General features: G+C 43.8%; 16 protein-coding genes. 4 read left to right on the top strand and 12 right to left on the bottom strand.

The genetic code is table 11. From position 1 onward, the window contains the following. The first annotated feature begins 178 nt into the window (after positions 1-178). The 3 genes from OH455_RS12045 (at position 179) to OH455_RS12035 (ending at position 3,283) form a co-directional block, all read left to right on the top strand. A complete protein-coding gene (locus tag OH455_RS12045; protein WP_269981560.1) occupies positions 179-580 on the top strand; it encodes a hypothetical protein in 402 nt (133 codons plus the stop codon). A gap of 121 nt (positions 581-701) precedes the next feature. Further along, positions 702-2,381, top strand: a complete 1,680-nt coding sequence (locus tag OH455_RS12040) for an RluA family pseudouridine synthase (protein WP_269981559.1) — start codon at positions 702-704, stop codon at positions 2,379-2,381. A 152-nt stretch (positions 2,382-2,533) separates the two neighbouring features. Further along, positions 2,534-3,283, top strand: coding sequence for a substrate-binding periplasmic protein (locus tag OH455_RS12035; RefSeq protein ID WP_269981558.1), 750 nt, complete (start codon positions 2,534-2,536; stop codon positions 3,281-3,283). 80 nt (positions 3,284-3,363) lie between these two features. On the opposite strand, the gene OH455_RS12030 is transcribed toward OH455_RS12035, so the two are convergent. The 9 genes from OH455_RS12030 to OH455_RS11990 form a co-directional block, all read right to left on the bottom strand. Beyond that, positions 3,364-3,804 carry a hypothetical protein gene (locus OH455_RS12030; RefSeq protein WP_269981557.1) on the bottom strand — a complete coding sequence of 147 codons (441 nt, stop codon included), beginning with the start codon at positions 3,802-3,804 and terminating at the stop codon, positions 3,364-3,366. 15 nt (positions 3,805-3,819) lie between these two features. Next, positions 3,820-4,149, bottom strand: a complete 330-nt coding sequence (locus OH455_RS12025) for a hypothetical protein (protein WP_269981556.1) — start codon at positions 4,147-4,149, stop codon at positions 3,820-3,822. Continuing rightward, positions 4,142-4,795, bottom strand: a complete 654-nt coding sequence (locus OH455_RS12020; RefSeq protein ID WP_269981555.1) for a hypothetical protein — start codon at positions 4,793-4,795, stop codon at positions 4,142-4,144. Before OH455_RS12020 ends, OH455_RS12025 begins: the two co-directional genes overlap by 8 nt. A 148-nt stretch (positions 4,796-4,943) precedes the next feature. Next, complete coding sequence (locus OH455_RS12015; protein ID WP_269981554.1) at positions 4,944-6,572, bottom strand: endonuclease; 1,629 nt, start codon at positions 6,570-6,572, stop codon at positions 4,944-4,946. A gap of 262 nt (positions 6,573-6,834) precedes the next feature. Continuing rightward, entirely contained in the window at positions 6,835-7,449 is a 615-nt protein-coding gene (locus OH455_RS12010; protein WP_269981553.1) for a LysE family translocator, read from the bottom strand. Between the two features lies 1 nt (position 7,450). Continuing rightward, positions 7,451-7,897, bottom strand: a complete 447-nt coding sequence (locus OH455_RS12005; protein WP_052707927.1) for a hypothetical protein — start codon at positions 7,895-7,897, stop codon at positions 7,451-7,453. A gap of 59 nt (positions 7,898-7,956) precedes the next feature. Further along, a complete protein-coding gene (locus tag OH455_RS12000; RefSeq protein WP_045976495.1) occupies positions 7,957-8,334 on the bottom strand; it encodes a RidA family protein in 378 nt (125 codons plus the stop codon). 185 nt (positions 8,335-8,519) lie between these two features. Continuing rightward, positions 8,520-9,320, bottom strand: coding sequence for a hypothetical protein (locus OH455_RS11995; RefSeq protein WP_045976405.1), 801 nt, complete (start codon positions 9,318-9,320; stop codon positions 8,520-8,522). Positions 9,321-9,465: 145 nt separating this feature from the next. Further along, complete coding sequence (locus OH455_RS11990) at positions 9,466-10,509, bottom strand: NAD(P)H-dependent flavin oxidoreductase (protein WP_269981552.1); 1,044 nt, start codon at positions 10,507-10,509, stop codon at positions 9,466-9,468. 508 nt (positions 10,510-11,017) lie between these two features. Between OH455_RS11990 and OH455_RS11985 the strand changes: the two genes are divergently transcribed. Further along, positions 11,018-12,177 (top strand): IS3 family transposase gene (locus OH455_RS11985; RefSeq protein WP_269981551.1). Its coding sequence is split into 2 segments (ribosomal slippage): positions 11,018-11,285 and positions 11,285-12,177, totalling 1,161 coding nucleotides; the frame shifts between segments, so codons are not numbered across the junction. Between the two features lie 132 nt (positions 12,178-12,309). Here OH455_RS11985 and OH455_RS11980 read toward each other — a convergent pair. The 3 genes from OH455_RS11980 to OH455_RS11970 all read right to left on the bottom strand — a co-directional run. Beyond that, positions 12,310-12,948, bottom strand: coding sequence for a LysE family translocator (locus OH455_RS11980; RefSeq protein WP_269981550.1), 639 nt, complete (start codon positions 12,946-12,948; stop codon positions 12,310-12,312). After that, positions 12,945-14,270, bottom strand: a complete 1,326-nt coding sequence (locus OH455_RS11975; RefSeq protein WP_269981549.1) for a serine hydroxymethyltransferase — start codon at positions 14,268-14,270, stop codon at positions 12,945-12,947. The genes OH455_RS11980 and OH455_RS11975 overlap by 4 nt, the downstream gene beginning before the upstream one ends. A gap of 16 nt (positions 14,271-14,286) precedes the next feature. Then, a partial coding sequence (locus tag OH455_RS11970; RefSeq protein ID WP_269981548.1) for a phytanoyl-CoA dioxygenase family protein occupies positions 14,287-14,685 on the bottom strand: 399 nt, incomplete at its 5' end.

The raw sequence follows: 14,685 nt of genomic DNA, 5'->3' as shown, positions 1-14,685 counted from the left end.
CTCAATGCTTTCTGTTGTGGGGATTTTTCCGGTCAAATAACGATATCGACAAACTTCGAATGCTGGCCTGTTTTGTTCAATCGATATCAATACAATAAAGTAGCGTCTCGGTCGACGGTCCGTTCCTTAGTAGGAGTTGTGGTAAACTATCCCCTCAAATTAGGTAGCGAATAACACCATGTCTAAAGCCAAACTTATAATCATCATATTCATTTCGGCTCTGAGCTTGCTCCTTGCTTACGTTTTTATCCCAACACATGTTCGCCTTGGGCAAGAGATCGTCAACCGCCCCATCGCCGAAGGTGTTCAGCTGGTCGGGTACAAAGCGACATCTACCGATCCCAAAGATGGCAAGCTCAATCATTATTTTCTGCTAGCTCAAGGGCAATCGGCAAAAGAGGCCCAGCCCTTTCTTGTTACGTCTGATCCTTTTATTCGCGTGGAAAGTGTTGTCGACAATAAACTATACATCACCATCACTGGCCGAGTAACAACCTTCAATAGCGACTTATGGATCACCAAAACGGACGGTACCGCACATCACTGGTTAATAAGCGCCAACATTAAGTACATTCGATAGTCTTTTCGTGTTTAGGCTCCAGCCCGAGTTGGGCTGAAGCCCCTTCCCTTTCATACTGGTAATCACACCCCAAATAGGTACAATCTCGCCTCCTATTTATTCGTCTCGATGGTAAGTTGACATGCATCAACCTGAAAATTTGTTTACTCCGTTCAATGCCCCCATTGATGGATATCGCTTACCCGACAAGTTTACCTTCCCGTTTTTCTATCAGCCGCATCCCCTGTGCGAACTAGCAGCACAAGAATTGCAACAGCACCTAGTTGAGCAAACATACTGGCAGCATAACTTTGGCATCGATGGCAGCCAAAGCGGGACAGGCAAAATGTTTGGGGTACTGCTGGTAGAGTCACTTGAGGGCAAGATCGGTTATCTTTCAGCCTTTTCAGGCAAGATAGCAGACAAGAACATACTCCCAGGCTTTGTTCCACCTGTTTTCGATATGCTGGCAGAAGAGAGTTTCTTTCGGGCAGAAACCGCTGAAATCATGACGGCGAATAAGAAGTTCAATCAATTAAAAAGCAACCCTCGCATTGCCGAGCTGACTTCTAAGATAAAACAACTCACCTCTGAGTATCAGCAGCAAGAGCAGTTACAGCGTGAGTTAATGATTGCAGGCCGAGCTGAACGCAAAGCACAACGTAAACTGGCTGAATCCTCATTCGCTGGAGAAGCACTGCAAAACAGGCTTGATGAACTGGCGAAACAAAGCGTCGCGGAAAAAAACGTGCTCAAATACCTCAAGCTGGAGTGGGATGACAAAATTGCCGTTTTACAACACGAACTAGATGAATTAAACATCAACTTAAATGCATTGAAAGAGGAACGCAAAAACCTGTCTAACACATTGCAAAACAGGCTGTTTGATAACTACCGCTTTCTAAATATCAGAGGGGAAGAGAAATCCCTCAATGCGATTTTCAAACCGACCAATGCCCCTGTACCACCAGCAGGCGCTGGCGAATGTGCTGCACCAAAACTGCTGCACTTTGCCTTTAAACATGGTTTTAAGCCGCTCGCATTAGCCGAGTTCTGGTGGGGTGTGTCGCCTAAATCAGAAGTTCGCCAGCATGGAAAGTTCTACCCTTCGTGCCAAAGTAAGTGCTTCCCCATTTTGGGTCATATGCTCGAGGGGATGGACGTTGATGACAATCCGCTCGAAGAAAACTGGGCTGAAGACAAAGAACTTGAGATCTTATTTGAAGATGAAGCCATGGTTGTCGTCAACAAGCCTTCAGGGCTACTATCAGTGCCCGGAAAAACCATCAAGGACTCAGCATACACACGCTTGCAACAGCGCTACCCAGATGTTGAAGGCCCCTTCGTGATTCATCGGCTGGATATGGCGACATCAGGACTGCTGGTTTTTGCTCTGACAAAGCGCGCGAACAAGAGCCTACAGAAACAATTCATTTCACGCTCAGTGCAAAAGCGCTATATTGCGCTGCTTGAAGGAGCAGTCAGTCAAACCAGTGGCCAAATAACGTTGCCAATGCGTGGCGATCCTGATGATCGCCCTAGACAGCTCATCTGCTTTGAGCATGGGAAACCTGCCGAAACTTATTGGGAACTAATTGAAACGCGAGATAATCGCTCCAAGCTGTACCTTTACCCCAAAACTGGTCGCACCCATCAGCTCAGAGTGCACTGTGCTCATCATCTCGGGCTTAATTTGCCTATGGTTGGCGATGGTCTCTATGGCCAACGTGCCGATAGATTGCACTTACACGCACAGCGATTAAAGATCGAACACCCTTACACCAAACAACCCATGACTTTCGAAGCTGATAGCGAATTCTAACCCTGATAAAAGTCACATAAACGGTGCTTTTTGAATCACCACATGGCGGTTTCTAGTCGAGTATCGCCTCAATCGCCCTTAAACTTTTTGGTGATATCCTTATCAGCAACTATTCTTTTATTGAATCTATTTGCATGTTTAAGGAAGAAAAAATGCGCAGCTTAACCAAAACCTTTTTGTCTCTGGCCGTTTCTCTGCTCTTTGCCACCCTAGCTCAAGCTAACACCGTCAAACTTGCCAACGGTGAATGGGCTCCATATCAATCCAAATCACTTAAGGATGGAGGTTTCATCACTCAAATAGTGAGAGAAGCCTTTGAAGCAGAAGGCTATCAGGTTGAGTTTACTTATATGCCTTGGAAACGTGGCTTCGAAGAGTCCAAAGCGGGGAATTTTGATGGCTCGCTGATTTGGAGTAAAAACCCTGACAGGGAACAGTTTTTCAATTACACCGACTCTGTTATCACATTAAGTACCGCGCTATTCCAACAAAAAAGTAAACCAGTAAGCTGGAGCAGTAAAGAAGACCTCAAGAACTTCAAAATCGGTGGTGTCACTGGGTACGCCTATGGTGTCGAAGATATGGAAAAGGCAGGTCAACTCAATATACAGCGCATCGCTAGTGCTGAAAACAACTACAAGAAACTCAGCGCTGGCCGACTCGACATCGTATTAGAAGATATGGATGTGGGGATGGAGACCATCACTAAACTCAATTTAACCGACAAAATTGAGCCTAATGAGAAAACGCTGTCTTCGAGACAATACTTCGTGATCATTTCCAAAAAATCACCTCGTTCGCAAGAGCTGGTCGATGCCTTCAACCGAGGACTGGCGAAACTCAAAGCGGAAGGAAAACTGGATGCGTATCGGGAAGCGTCGATTCGCGGCGAGTACAAATAACGCCCGTTGACTAGGCCAACGATGTTATATCAATAAAGGGATGGCAAATGCCATCCCTTTTTTGACTCATTCAATATCTATTAAGCCGTCTTTCGGATCCAAAGATAGGCACCAACGAAATAGCACAGAATCGTTGCTACGGATAAACCAAAGCTATGAGCAGTAGAAACTGTACCAGCGTTTAAAAATACCGTTATACACGTCACGATAACCGCCGAAATCGCTACATTCCTATAGATGTTAACTCGAGACGTTTTAGCGCAGTAATAACCTGCATAGCAGGATATCAAGCCAGCCAAGGTGAGAAGTACCCACAGAACGGGAGATTGGGAATCTAATTGCAACAGGGCAACTGCAAGCTGATTGGCATTCCCGCCAGTTTTGACTAGATAACCGGCGTATCCCAAAATAGCAACAAATGCTAGTACAGTTGTTCCAATGATATCAATTAGGATGGAAACAATGATGGCCTTTACTGGCTTACCTTTTGGTTCATCTCTATTCAGGAGAGTGTTTTCCATCGAGCTTTGGTTCCTTTATTTGTTTGATAATTCGTTGTTACTTTTTTTAACCCACCTCTCACCATGTGAATCAGTGAGGTAGCCGTTTCTTATTTTCCCTTGGGCAAGCCATTTTCCGTCAACATAGAGATTGATAGTGCTTAGTTTGACCTTATATGTCCCAACCGTTAGCACTCCCTTTTGGAAAAGCTCAAATGAGTTATCTTCACGAAGCAAAATGTAATGCCCATCTTCTTCGCTATATTCATATTGGCCTTGATAGTCATAATCCCGGGTGGATTGACACCCCAACAGCCCAATTACACATAGAAATAGTAAACTTAATTTCAATAAACGCTTAGTCATTCGCTTCTCTTTCTTCAAGTACTTTCGTATAGACACGGAAATGGAAAATGCTGCTAAAAATCAATCCAGTCAAAGAAAGGACTTCTGAAAACCCTATAGAAACAAAATAGGCTATCGAATTTGATGGTTCTAACAGCGCAATCAAAACTTCCAGTATAAACAATGGCGCATTAATAGCGATGCCACCCAGTATCAGTGTTAATACAACATCGGATGTGATACTCCAACTCTCGCTCATAGACTGAAAAGTCGACCGCTTATTAAGAACAAACTCAAAGTCGGCAAAAGCATATTTCGCTATTAAATACAGTCCGGGGATGACCAACGCAATAAGACCTAAAACAATAGCAGTACCATACACGAGGTACAGAATTGAAAGTCTGAAACACTCGGTAAGCGTTACAGATAAGTCTCGAGTACCGCCGGTAACGACTGCCGCCATGTATTTAATCAATCTACAAAATGTGTAAGCATGCGCAAAAATAAATACAGCCACATACATAACGAAAAACACTTGAGATTCTTGATTCAACTCATGAGCCACAGAGAGTGCAGCCATCAGAAATATGAAAGGGGCAGTAATAATGAAGATTGAGCTGAAATTGTTTTTTAGGAAATAATAGCTTTCAAGCAAAAGCCTTTTCATGTGTACTGTCGTTAAAGCATAAGAATTTGGAATGCTTTATATCAAAGCCATCAACAAATAACAATGTTATCGAAAAACTAGCTGCCTTTTGCTCTGTGAGCACAAACCCAAAAGGCCTAACATACGTTAGGCCTTTTGGGCATTTTGGTTAGTCTCCCCAGACCATGTTGACAAATTCTGGGTGGTCAACATACGGGTTGCGGTTACCTTGGAAATTGTACACCGCGTTGTTGCGATCAATCTCCTTCTGATCGACAGGGTCATTGGCATGCCAGCGTTTTAGCATCGCTAACACCCAAGGTTCAAATACTGTCGTGTTAGTACCATTAAGCACAGCGTTAGAGTTATCGCTGTTCCCTTCCCAATTAGCGATCTCGTTTTCGTAGCGCGTCGCCATGTAGAAATACGTACGGGCCAAATCACCTTTGAACGCATCAATCGGTTCAAACACCGTACCAGTGTACCCTAGGCTAGACACGGCAGAACCGACTTTTGAACCGTTCGAAGACGTGTAAGTGGCACTGCCCACTTCACCGAATGGCCAGTTGCTGCGTTTTGCATTCACATAACCATCTGTGGCGTACAAGTGGTGACCATCTGAGTTCATTGGCTCCACTTTGCCGCCGAACCAACTCTTAGGGAAAGAGTGTTCGCGGTTGTAACAATCGCCCTCTTTACGATACTGGCCACATTGGTCTGTTACTTTAGTAAATTGAATCGAATCGCCGCCAGAGATCTTCTCCGAATAGATATCGAGAATCGTTCCATCCTTCTCATAGTAGTTATCGATATCAGCGGTTTTAACCAAATTCCAGACGGCAGAGTAGCCTTGAGAATTATGGTTATTGATGATGTTGTAGAGAGCCGTTTTCAACGCATATCCTGTCTTACCTTCGGCTGATTTGTAGTAGTCACCGGGGGCTGGTGGCTCTGGATCAGGGTTGCCACTACCAAGCGTAAAGGCATGCTGGGAAGCGTTGGTAAACTCTCCGCCAGAGGCCAGTGTTTGACCGTTAGACGCTAGCGTGTAAGACCCATTTCCAGAGCCACAACAGATACCATCGCCATAGGAATCAAGGATTTCAAACACATACGCCCCTGACTCAACACACATCGCCTTCTCATAGCTGGCGTTATTGCCGTAGTTAGAGCCAGAGAACAACGTCTGATTATTGCTGTTTTTCAGCGTCCAGCTTGTTTCAGAACCATAACTGTCAGTCGTCAGCTTGAAAGAAAGGTCATGATGACTACAAGTGGCTGGAGGTGGCGTTACTGCACCATCAAATGGCTGGAAGTTATCTATGTAGACAACCTCTGAACCGTCAAAACCAGATTCATCATAGAAGCGCAGCCCAACGTTAATGCTCTTGGTACTACTCGCCGTATACGAATACGCAATGTCCTGCCACTGACCCGTTTGGCTAGGCACGCTGTAGTTTTGGTATCCATCCACATACAGGCGGGCTTTAACATTGCCTTGAGTATGGTAAACAGACACAGAGAAGCGATATGTCTGCCCCGATACCACGTTCACAGACTGCTGAAAGTCCGTATTGCTTTGGGTACCAGTATTGACCGTCACTTTTGCGGCACTGTTACCACTTTTGACAATGCTGGTTTCCTGTGACACCGAGATGCCACTGTCTATTGTGTTCCACCCTCTTGGAGAGGAACTGCTCCATTGTTCGAAATCACCATTGGTCATTTCAGCTAGAGCAAGTGTAGGGGTTAGAAATAGAGACGCCAGTAAGACGCTTTTATTCAACGGAGAACTCATCTTGTTTCCTTTTTATTTTATAAGTCCGAAATATAGATTAAGTTTTATTCATTGAATTACTAAAACCTGAGTCGCAATTTTAAGCAATAGAATCAATAAGAATTCAAGAAAGTTTAATATTCCGCTCAATTCCAACAGATTTAACAATAAAAATAATTGAGAGGTTAATCACAAAAAAATGTATGACTAACCTTTTTTAAACAGAACAATAAAACCACCTGTACAATGCAGATGGTTTTATTGTTGGTGACAGGAAAAGTGGCTACTGCCTGCTTATCAACAAATTGGCCCCCGAAACAGCAAGAAAGGCAGCACATGCTCGATTAAATCGCTTCGCCATCTCAGGCCTCAAGAACCAATGTCTCAGATAGAGACCGAACAGTGCATAGAGACTGATCGCCGCCAGTTCAAGTGCTAAGAACGTCACTCCTAACGTCAAGAACTGCTGATCCACGTTCGCCGTCACATCAACAAACTGAGGCAAAAACGCGGTAAAGATTAGAATCGCTTTGGGATTGCCCGCGGCGAGCGCAAACTCTTGCTTCACGAGCCCAAAGTGGTTGCGAGTCTTATCCAACTCTGCCACTGGGCTGGATTGAGAGCGCCAGAGGTTAAACGCAATCCATAGTAGATAGAGTGCGCCCACTAGCTTGATTGTAAAAAACAACACTTCAGAGGTATAGAGAACAACAGCCAATCCAGACGCAGCCAGTGCAATCATACAAGCAAAAGCGACAATGCGTCCCAACCCAGCGACCAATGCAGTTTTAAATCCGTAACAGCGAGCATTGTTCATCGACAACAAATTATTTGGGCCTGGCGTCATATTGAGAGCAAAGCACGTAGGGATAAACAGGGCTAATTTCAGCAGTTCCATATTATGTTTGTTCCAGTTTACTCGTCCATACGCTCGACATATGTGCATAACGAGAAGGTCTAAATTGTTCTGGTTTATTCTTATTCGCCCAAAATGCCGGGCCACCAAAGTTCTCTACTGCACGATAATACAATCTTGCGCGGCGTAAACGAAGCTTGCGAAGAAGACAGAACCCGCCCTTATGTTCGATAGTACGAATCATATTATTCAGAAAGACTCTGTCCGCTGTGTTTTTATCGTTAATATCCTTACCATGATGGTACATCCAGTCATGAATGTTGCAGCTTTCTGATACTGAGAGCCCATATAAACTTTCCGGTACTAACTTTCCTTTCCAACCAGACGTACCACATCCATTGACAATGAGTTCTCGCTCATCAGGTGTTGCCACCCAGTAGCTTTCAGGGGCATACAATTTCAAGTTTCCTCTGCTGCTCTTCTCGCTCATTTCAGATCCTTATTAAGCTTTGAATTACTTCTGATTAAGCAGGCGTTAAATACACAATCTTAATCACTTAACGCAACTGTGGCTTCGATCTCTATCTTCAAATCGGCATGAATCAGTTTAGAGACTTCAATCAGTGAGCAGGCGGGCAGTTGTCCGGCATAGAAAACAAAGAGCTGCTCACGAATTGCAGGGAGTAAATTGATGTCAGTGACGAAAATCGTCAGCTTAATTAAATCGCTCTTCGTACACCGCTCATGATCCAGTATCCGACCAATCTGGTTTAAGACTTCAGCACTTTGCTCCACCAAACCTCTCGTTTGTGCTTCAGTACCAAAGGCCGTCAGTCCAGAAATATATAGCGTCTTATTGTGTTTGGCCGCATGGACGTAGGGCCCTGAAATTGCGGGTAGAAAATCGTAGTTTAGTTTTTGTGTCATAAAAAGAAAATCCTGAGTGATTGGCTTAAAGGGAAAGTATGAGTACATAGGTAAACCGTCATACCTTTTGACACTCAACACGCTCAGCGTTGTGAGTTAAATCTCTAAAAATACCAACGCTCTATCGCCAGCAGTTGATATAAAAAACGCCAGAATAAGGGAGTGTCAACGTTTGGCTTAACCAGTCAGCTAAGTTTTGATCGAATTATACTGACTAACGGTTTGATCACGTCTTTATCACTCCAATATTGGCCATGGCTAAATGGGTTCCATGATGCGATCAGACTTCCAGCATTAATGGGGTGATCCTCAACGATAGCATGGTATGAATCATCGAGTTGCCTTAATGGCCAGCCAAGGACATCATCTGGATCATAGTAATTATCCCATCTGAACGAAGGATGAGGCTTAGTGAAACAGTGCCTCTCTTGCAATCCTGCATTAAACAAAGGAATGTTACACCCTGTAGTGATGAGGTTCTCACAAGTTTTTAATTTCATGAAGGATTCTTTGTTGTCACTATCAACATAATTCTCAAACATATTGAGACCATGTTCTGCGTCCCATAAATAATTTGAGATAACCTGGCAACCGAGCGAATGAGCAACAATGATCACTGGTCTGTTTTCATTCTCGCCAATATCAGCATATGCGCATTCAAGCGTTTTGAAGATTTCTTCTTGCACAGCGAGATACTTATCTTTTCGCCTGTGTGAGCTGTGCTCGAGCGAACCCGCATCGCCAAACCCATAAAGAAAAAACTGCCTCAATCGTGTGGCATGTAAATCATTGCTCGGCTCTGACATCATGGCTTTCCACAGATCATCTTGTGGTTGCTGTAAAATAGGCGCGTACTGAACATTGTGAAATGACACCTTCACCCATTCAGAGCCCAGTTCCTTTTTGAGTGCTTTCTCTAGCTCATCATAATAATTTAGTTTTACCTTCCCCATTCCATGTAATGTTATTAACGCTACTTCTTTCATTAAAAGTTCCTTGTTAAAACAGCGACAAACCACAGCCAGTCAACCAGCAAGCTTGCCCACTTCTATCGCTTGCCCAGATCACGTGTGTGTGAATTTTCGTTTCTTGAGACGGAGCAGCACACTGTTGGTAAAACGCCAAGTGTGTCTAGTCTGATTTGCCAGCTAGCTGCAATGTGAGATCTCTCGCTGAAATCTGTTTGCATCCTTGAGTATTTTGACCACACCATAGAGGTGAAAAGTCATCAAGACCCTGCTTTTCGGCACGGCGACGCAATTGAGATATTTCTATTGAAGCGTATGGAAACTCTGGCGCTCGCGCTGTCATACAACCCAGTTCACTCATAACGCGGTTCATAATCCCTCTGGCGGGTTTACCCGAAAAGAGGTTCGTTAACGCGGTATGCGAAGACTTAGTACTCTGTATTGCCTGTTTGTGAACTTCTGATGTATTAGCTTCCGTGCACAACAGATAGGCCGTACCAAGCTGTACCGCCGACGCACCTAATTGCATGCAAGCCAATACTGAATGGCGGTCACTCATCCCACCCGCAGCAATAACGGGGACCTTGACGCGATTAACCACTTGCGATACCAGTGGTACTAGCCCCATTTGGGTCGAGATATCACTGGATAGGAACATGCCTCTGTGCCCTCCCGCTTCTACTCCTTGAGCAATAATGCCATCGACACCATGTGACTCCAGCCAAAGCGCTTCTTCTACTGTGGTAGCCGATGAGACAACTTTGGTTCCCCAGCGTTTCACACGCTGTAATAAGTGTTTGTCTGGAAGACCAAAATGAAAGCTAATGAACTCAGGTAAGAAGGGTTCAATTGCATCAGCGATATCATGGCTAAAAGGCACTCGACTGCCACTAGCAGAAGACTCCACTTGTAGTCCCAACTCGTCAAAGTAAGGCTGAAGTGTGTCTCGCCATATTATCTGGCGATCTTCATCGTAAGGCTTAGGATCATGGCAGAAAAAGTTGAGATTAAAAGGCTTACTCGTAGATGCCTTGATTAATTCCATTTCGCTGACAATATCTTCAATAGTCAGCATACCGCAAGGGAGTGAACCTAATCCACCAGCCTCACTTACCGCAATGGCAAGAGCACTCCCTTGCACTCCTGCCATAGGGGCCTGAATGATCGGCAGCTCGGTACCTAGAAGTTGTTTGAAATCTCTATTCATCGTCATCCTTTACTGAATTTGAGTTGTAAGGCCAAGTGTTGGGGTTATCTTACAAAACGTTGATGAAACGTCAAAACGTTGATGAAACGTCAAAACGTTGATGAAACGTCAAAACGTTGATGAAACGTCAAAACGTTGATGGGACAGACACTTTAGCAAGCTACTGAAAAGCATGAAATATAACAAACATAGCCATGCTCAATGAGTGTGAGGATCTCAGAATAAGCAACCGATAGCACTCGTACCGAATTGACCTTAAAAAGTGTGAAGAAAGTGGATTTGAAGGAAAGTGGGCAGGACAGATACTCTGCCTATGCGACCACTCAACGACTTGTCGTTTCTGAGAGTGGCTGTCCCTTCAGTTGAAGAGAATTAGAGGTTTTGCATAAAAGTCGTAGGTCACGTGCACACACTGACATGCTCCTTTAAGCGTATAATCCATGTAGTGGTTTAATGATCCCGGACACCAAATTAGGTGGTAAAGTCTCCACCATACATGAGGTGTTCAATGACAAAACGACAACGACGTACATTTTCTTCTGAATTCAAAGTAGAAGCTGCAAGCTTGGTTCTTGATCAAGGTTACTCAATATCTGAGGCGGCACGCTCTCTAGACATCGGTGATACAGCCTTACGACGCTGGGTCGAACAACTAAAGATTGAGCGTGGCGGAGAAACACCAACGGTTAAAGCTCTGACGCCAGAACAGCAGAAGATCCAAGAGTTAGAAGCTAGGATTAATCGCTTAGAAAGAGAAAAATCCATACTAAAAAAAGCTACAGCTCTCTTAATGTCGGACGAACTCGAACGTTCTCACTAATTGACCAGTTGAGGGAGCACGAAACGGTCAAAGTACTTTGTGGGTTGTTCGATGTCGCATCTTCCTGTTACTACGAGTTTAAGCAACGTAAGCCGGATGCCTATCGCATTCGGTTAGCTAGCCGAATTAAGGAGCTCTTTAACATGAGTCGCGGCGCAGCTGGCAGTCGAACTCTTGTTTCTATGTTGCGCTCTGAGGGCTTCGAAGTTGGTCGATTCAAAGTACGAAAGCTTATGCAAGAAGCGGGGATGATGAGCAAACAACCAGGCTCGCATCGGTATAAGCAAGCCAAGTTAGAGCGACCAGATATTCCGAACCTGCTGAAGCGTGAGTTCTCCGTTGTTGGACCCAATGAAGTTTGGTGTGGCGATATTACTTATATCTGGTCAGGCTCAAAATGGAGTTATCTGGCCGTCGTGCTAGACCTATTTAGTCGACGCGTAGTGGGATGGGCACTATCAGATAAACCAAATGCTGATCTGACTTGTAAAGCCTTGGATATGGCTTGGGAGCAACGAGGACGACCTAGCCACGTCATGTTCCACTCAGATCAAGGGTGCCAATATAGCAGCCGTAAATACCGTCAAAGGCTTTGGCGATACCGTATAACTCAAAGTATGAGCCGTCGTGGAAATTGTTGGGACAATGCTCCAATGGAAAGGCTATTTAGAAGTTTAAAAACCGAATGGGTCCCAGCGACTGGTTACATGACCCAAATTCAGGCCAAGAGAGACATCAGCTATTACCTGATGGACTACTACAATAGGCAACGGCCCCATCAAACAAATGATGGGATATCGCCAGTGGATGCCGAGAATCGGCTTAAATCTGTGTCCGGAATTTGTTGACCACTACACCATATTATTAGAGCTCCTCGAAACATGAGTGGCCGATAATACCAAATTAAGTAATAAGCGATGCTACCACCTAACCTAAAAACTCAACTTGAGTTAAAAATCAGAGAAGTGCATCCCTCCTGCCTAATTTTGCGAGGAGTTTACCAAGGCCATCACACCTAGCAGTATAAAAATACTACCAGACCACCTTGAGACAAAATCGACCCAGTTGCTTCTTGCTTGAAACTTTCTCTGCAGATGACTCGCCATCAAAACACTTAAAAGATCAGCGCTACTAAACATTAAATTCGTAACAACACCCAAAATAAGTAGTTGGAGCCAAACAGCAACGCTTCCTGCTTCATTCACAAACTGTGGAAGAAAAGCAAGATAAAAAATTGCGGCTTTAGGGTTCAGAACATCTACAACGACACTATCAAAGAACGTTCTTTTAGGAGAAGTAAGATGGCTTTCACAAGAAGTAATGTGTATTTTTTTTGTCAGATAGATACGTTGAAAGCCCAACCAAATAAGATAGAGAGCGCCCAGTTTTTGAATAGCGGAATAGAGAGAAGGATTAGCTAAAAGCACTGAAGACAAACCTAATACAGCTAACAGCACATGAAAATAGCCCCCTACATGAAGGCCGAAAACTGCCATAATTCCTACTTTTTTGCCACCTGAGACTGCTTGAGCAATACTATAAAGCATTGCAGGACCAGGCATAAACGCATATAACAGCGTAACAAATAAGTAGGTAAACCATTCTGTAGTTGAAATCATTGTCCACTCTCAAGGCTATATTTAAAGTCAGACAATGTTGAAGCTAAATCACATACGAAATTTCTTGCCTCCTTCAAATTATAATTGCCTTGTAGAACGCCTGCGATTATCTCAGCTAACACAACTATTTGACTTTGTGTGATCCCTAATCGAGTAATTTCTGTTGCACCAAAACGTATCCCCGATAACAACTCCCTGTCTTCAGGAAGTGGGACTGCATTAGCAAAAATCCCAACATCAGCTAGACGATAGCATGCTGAACGAGCACCTTCTCCTTGAGTCCATTTCACTACAACTTGATGAGTTTCAGTAAAGCCCTTATCAGAGCAGAGCACATCCAATCCGTATGCCTGTAAATAACTAGCAAGTTGCCTAGCATTTCGTATTCCTTGAGCCATATATTCGAGGCCATACTCTTTTAATTCTATGCATGAGACCGTCAAGGCAGCAATTCGATTAAGTTGATGTGAACCAGTTAACATTGGGAATATGGTTGTATTAACCGGAGAAGAGAACTTTTCCAAACTCCAACAAATTACTCCTCCCTGAGGACCACTAAATGTCTTTCCTGTCGATGCAGTGTAAATATCAGCTCCCAGAGATAGGGGATTTGGATAAACGCCACCAGCAATCAACCCAGCTTGGTGTGAGCCATCAAAAAGTAGCATCCCTCCCCAACGAGAAATAATGTCTTTTATCTCTTTTACAGGGAAAGGAAAAAGGTTGAGACCTGCGCCTAAACTCACTAATTTCGGTTGTCTAAACTTCGCTATGTCTTCAAAGGCATTTAAGTCAATTTCGAGGGTATTCGGGTCCACGGGAAGGTCTGAAATGCAGTAGTTTAAGATCCCTGGGGGGCCTAAGCTATGGTTGCTAGAGTTACCGCCATAGAATGTATTGAGGGTAAACATGTCTGATATTTTGAAATAGTTTTTGAGAACTGCGTAGACAACCGTATTAGCATGGAGTCCTCCTAAAAGCCTAGGATCTGCATGATTACATTCAAATAATTCCTTAATCAATACGATGCAAAGCGCTTCTATTTCATCGGCTTGATCAAGCCCTGTAAAAAATCGGTTATTTCGTCCAATAGAACCGCCTGAGGCTCTAGATCCCAAATCACAACTTAGTAGTCGCCGAGCTTGTAAACTCATAGGGCCTTCTGCTGCAACAAGGTTTATTCCGGTCTTCACTCTCAAGGTATCGTGTTGTTCTATAAGATCTCTTAATTTTTGATAGAGCTCTTTAGAAGTCGAGCCCCCAAGTAAGACAGAAGCATCATTCAGAATGTTCACATCATGCATTTGTTTGTTGATAATCACTTGCTAACCACCATTCTCACGTATAAATGTTACGTGCGTTGGAAAGGTCCTTACCAGAGAGCAGTAAACTCGAATGTCTTGTGATATCTATGTTTGAACCGTCAATAAAGTCGCCCAAATATCGAAAGGGGTAAATCTCCGTATCTGTTGTCGTTACTCTAAAATTAATAGCAAAGCGGTCATTAGCAGATGTATTAGTAAGAGAGCCATGCATAGTTCTTTCTGTGAAAATAACAAATTCTCCCTTTTTCATGGAGATCGTCACTATGTCTTCTTGACTCTCGTCGACACCCAATGTTTTTTTTGCAGGCAGTTTTTTAATTTCAGCTCGAACATAGGCTTTAACATCCTCGAATGATTTTCCACTAATTTGATAATTTTCAAAGAGCCTACTGGTATCAACGTCTAACACTAA

Source organism: Vibrio sp. T11.5 (genome assembly GCF_027587155.1).
Lineage (GTDB): Bacteria > Pseudomonadota > Gammaproteobacteria > Enterobacterales > Vibrionaceae > Vibrio > Vibrio neptunius.
The sequence above is the reverse complement of the archived record's forward strand: the minus strand, read 5'-3'. Positions and strand labels throughout refer to the sequence as shown.

Excerpts from the sequence above, each read along its gene's own strand:
- OH455_RS12045 (WP_269981560.1), top strand. The coding sequence starts at position 179 with ATGTCTAAAGCCAAACTTATAATCATCATATTCATTTCGGCTCTGAGC.
- OH455_RS12040 (WP_269981559.1), top strand. The coding sequence starts at position 702 with ATGCATCAACCTGAAAATTTGTTTACTCCGTTCAATGCCCCCATTGAT.
- OH455_RS12035 (WP_269981558.1), top strand. The coding sequence starts at position 2,534 with ATGCGCAGCTTAACCAAAACCTTTTTGTCTCTGGCCGTTTCTCTGCTC.
- OH455_RS12030 (WP_269981557.1), bottom strand. The coding sequence starts at position 3,804 with ATGGAAAACACTCTCCTGAATAGAGATGAACCAAAAGGTAAGCCAGTA.
- OH455_RS12025 (WP_269981556.1), bottom strand. The coding sequence starts at position 4,149 with ATGACTAAGCGTTTATTGAAATTAAGTTTACTATTTCTATGTGTAATT.
- OH455_RS12020 (WP_269981555.1), bottom strand. The coding sequence starts at position 4,795 with ATGAAAAGGCTTTTGCTTGAAAGCTATTATTTCCTAAAAAACAATTTC.
- OH455_RS12015 (WP_269981554.1), bottom strand. The coding sequence starts at position 6,572 with ATGAGTTCTCCGTTGAATAAAAGCGTCTTACTGGCGTCTCTATTTCTA.
- OH455_RS12010 (WP_269981553.1), bottom strand. The coding sequence starts at position 7,449 with ATGGAACTGCTGAAATTAGCCCTGTTTATCCCTACGTGCTTTGCTCTC.
- OH455_RS12005 (WP_052707927.1), bottom strand. The coding sequence starts at position 7,897 with ATGAGCGAGAAGAGCAGCAGAGGAAACTTGAAATTGTATGCCCCTGAA.
- OH455_RS12000 (WP_045976495.1), bottom strand. The coding sequence starts at position 8,334 with ATGACACAAAAACTAAACTACGATTTTCTACCCGCAATTTCAGGGCCC.
- OH455_RS11995 (WP_045976405.1), bottom strand. The coding sequence starts at position 9,320 with ATGAAAGAAGTAGCGTTAATAACATTACATGGAATGGGGAAGGTAAAA.
- OH455_RS11990 (WP_269981552.1), bottom strand. The coding sequence starts at position 10,509 with ATGAATAGAGATTTCAAACAACTTCTAGGTACCGAGCTGCCGATCATT.
- OH455_RS11980 (WP_269981550.1), bottom strand. The coding sequence starts at position 12,948 with ATGATTTCAACTACAGAATGGTTTACCTACTTATTTGTTACGCTGTTA.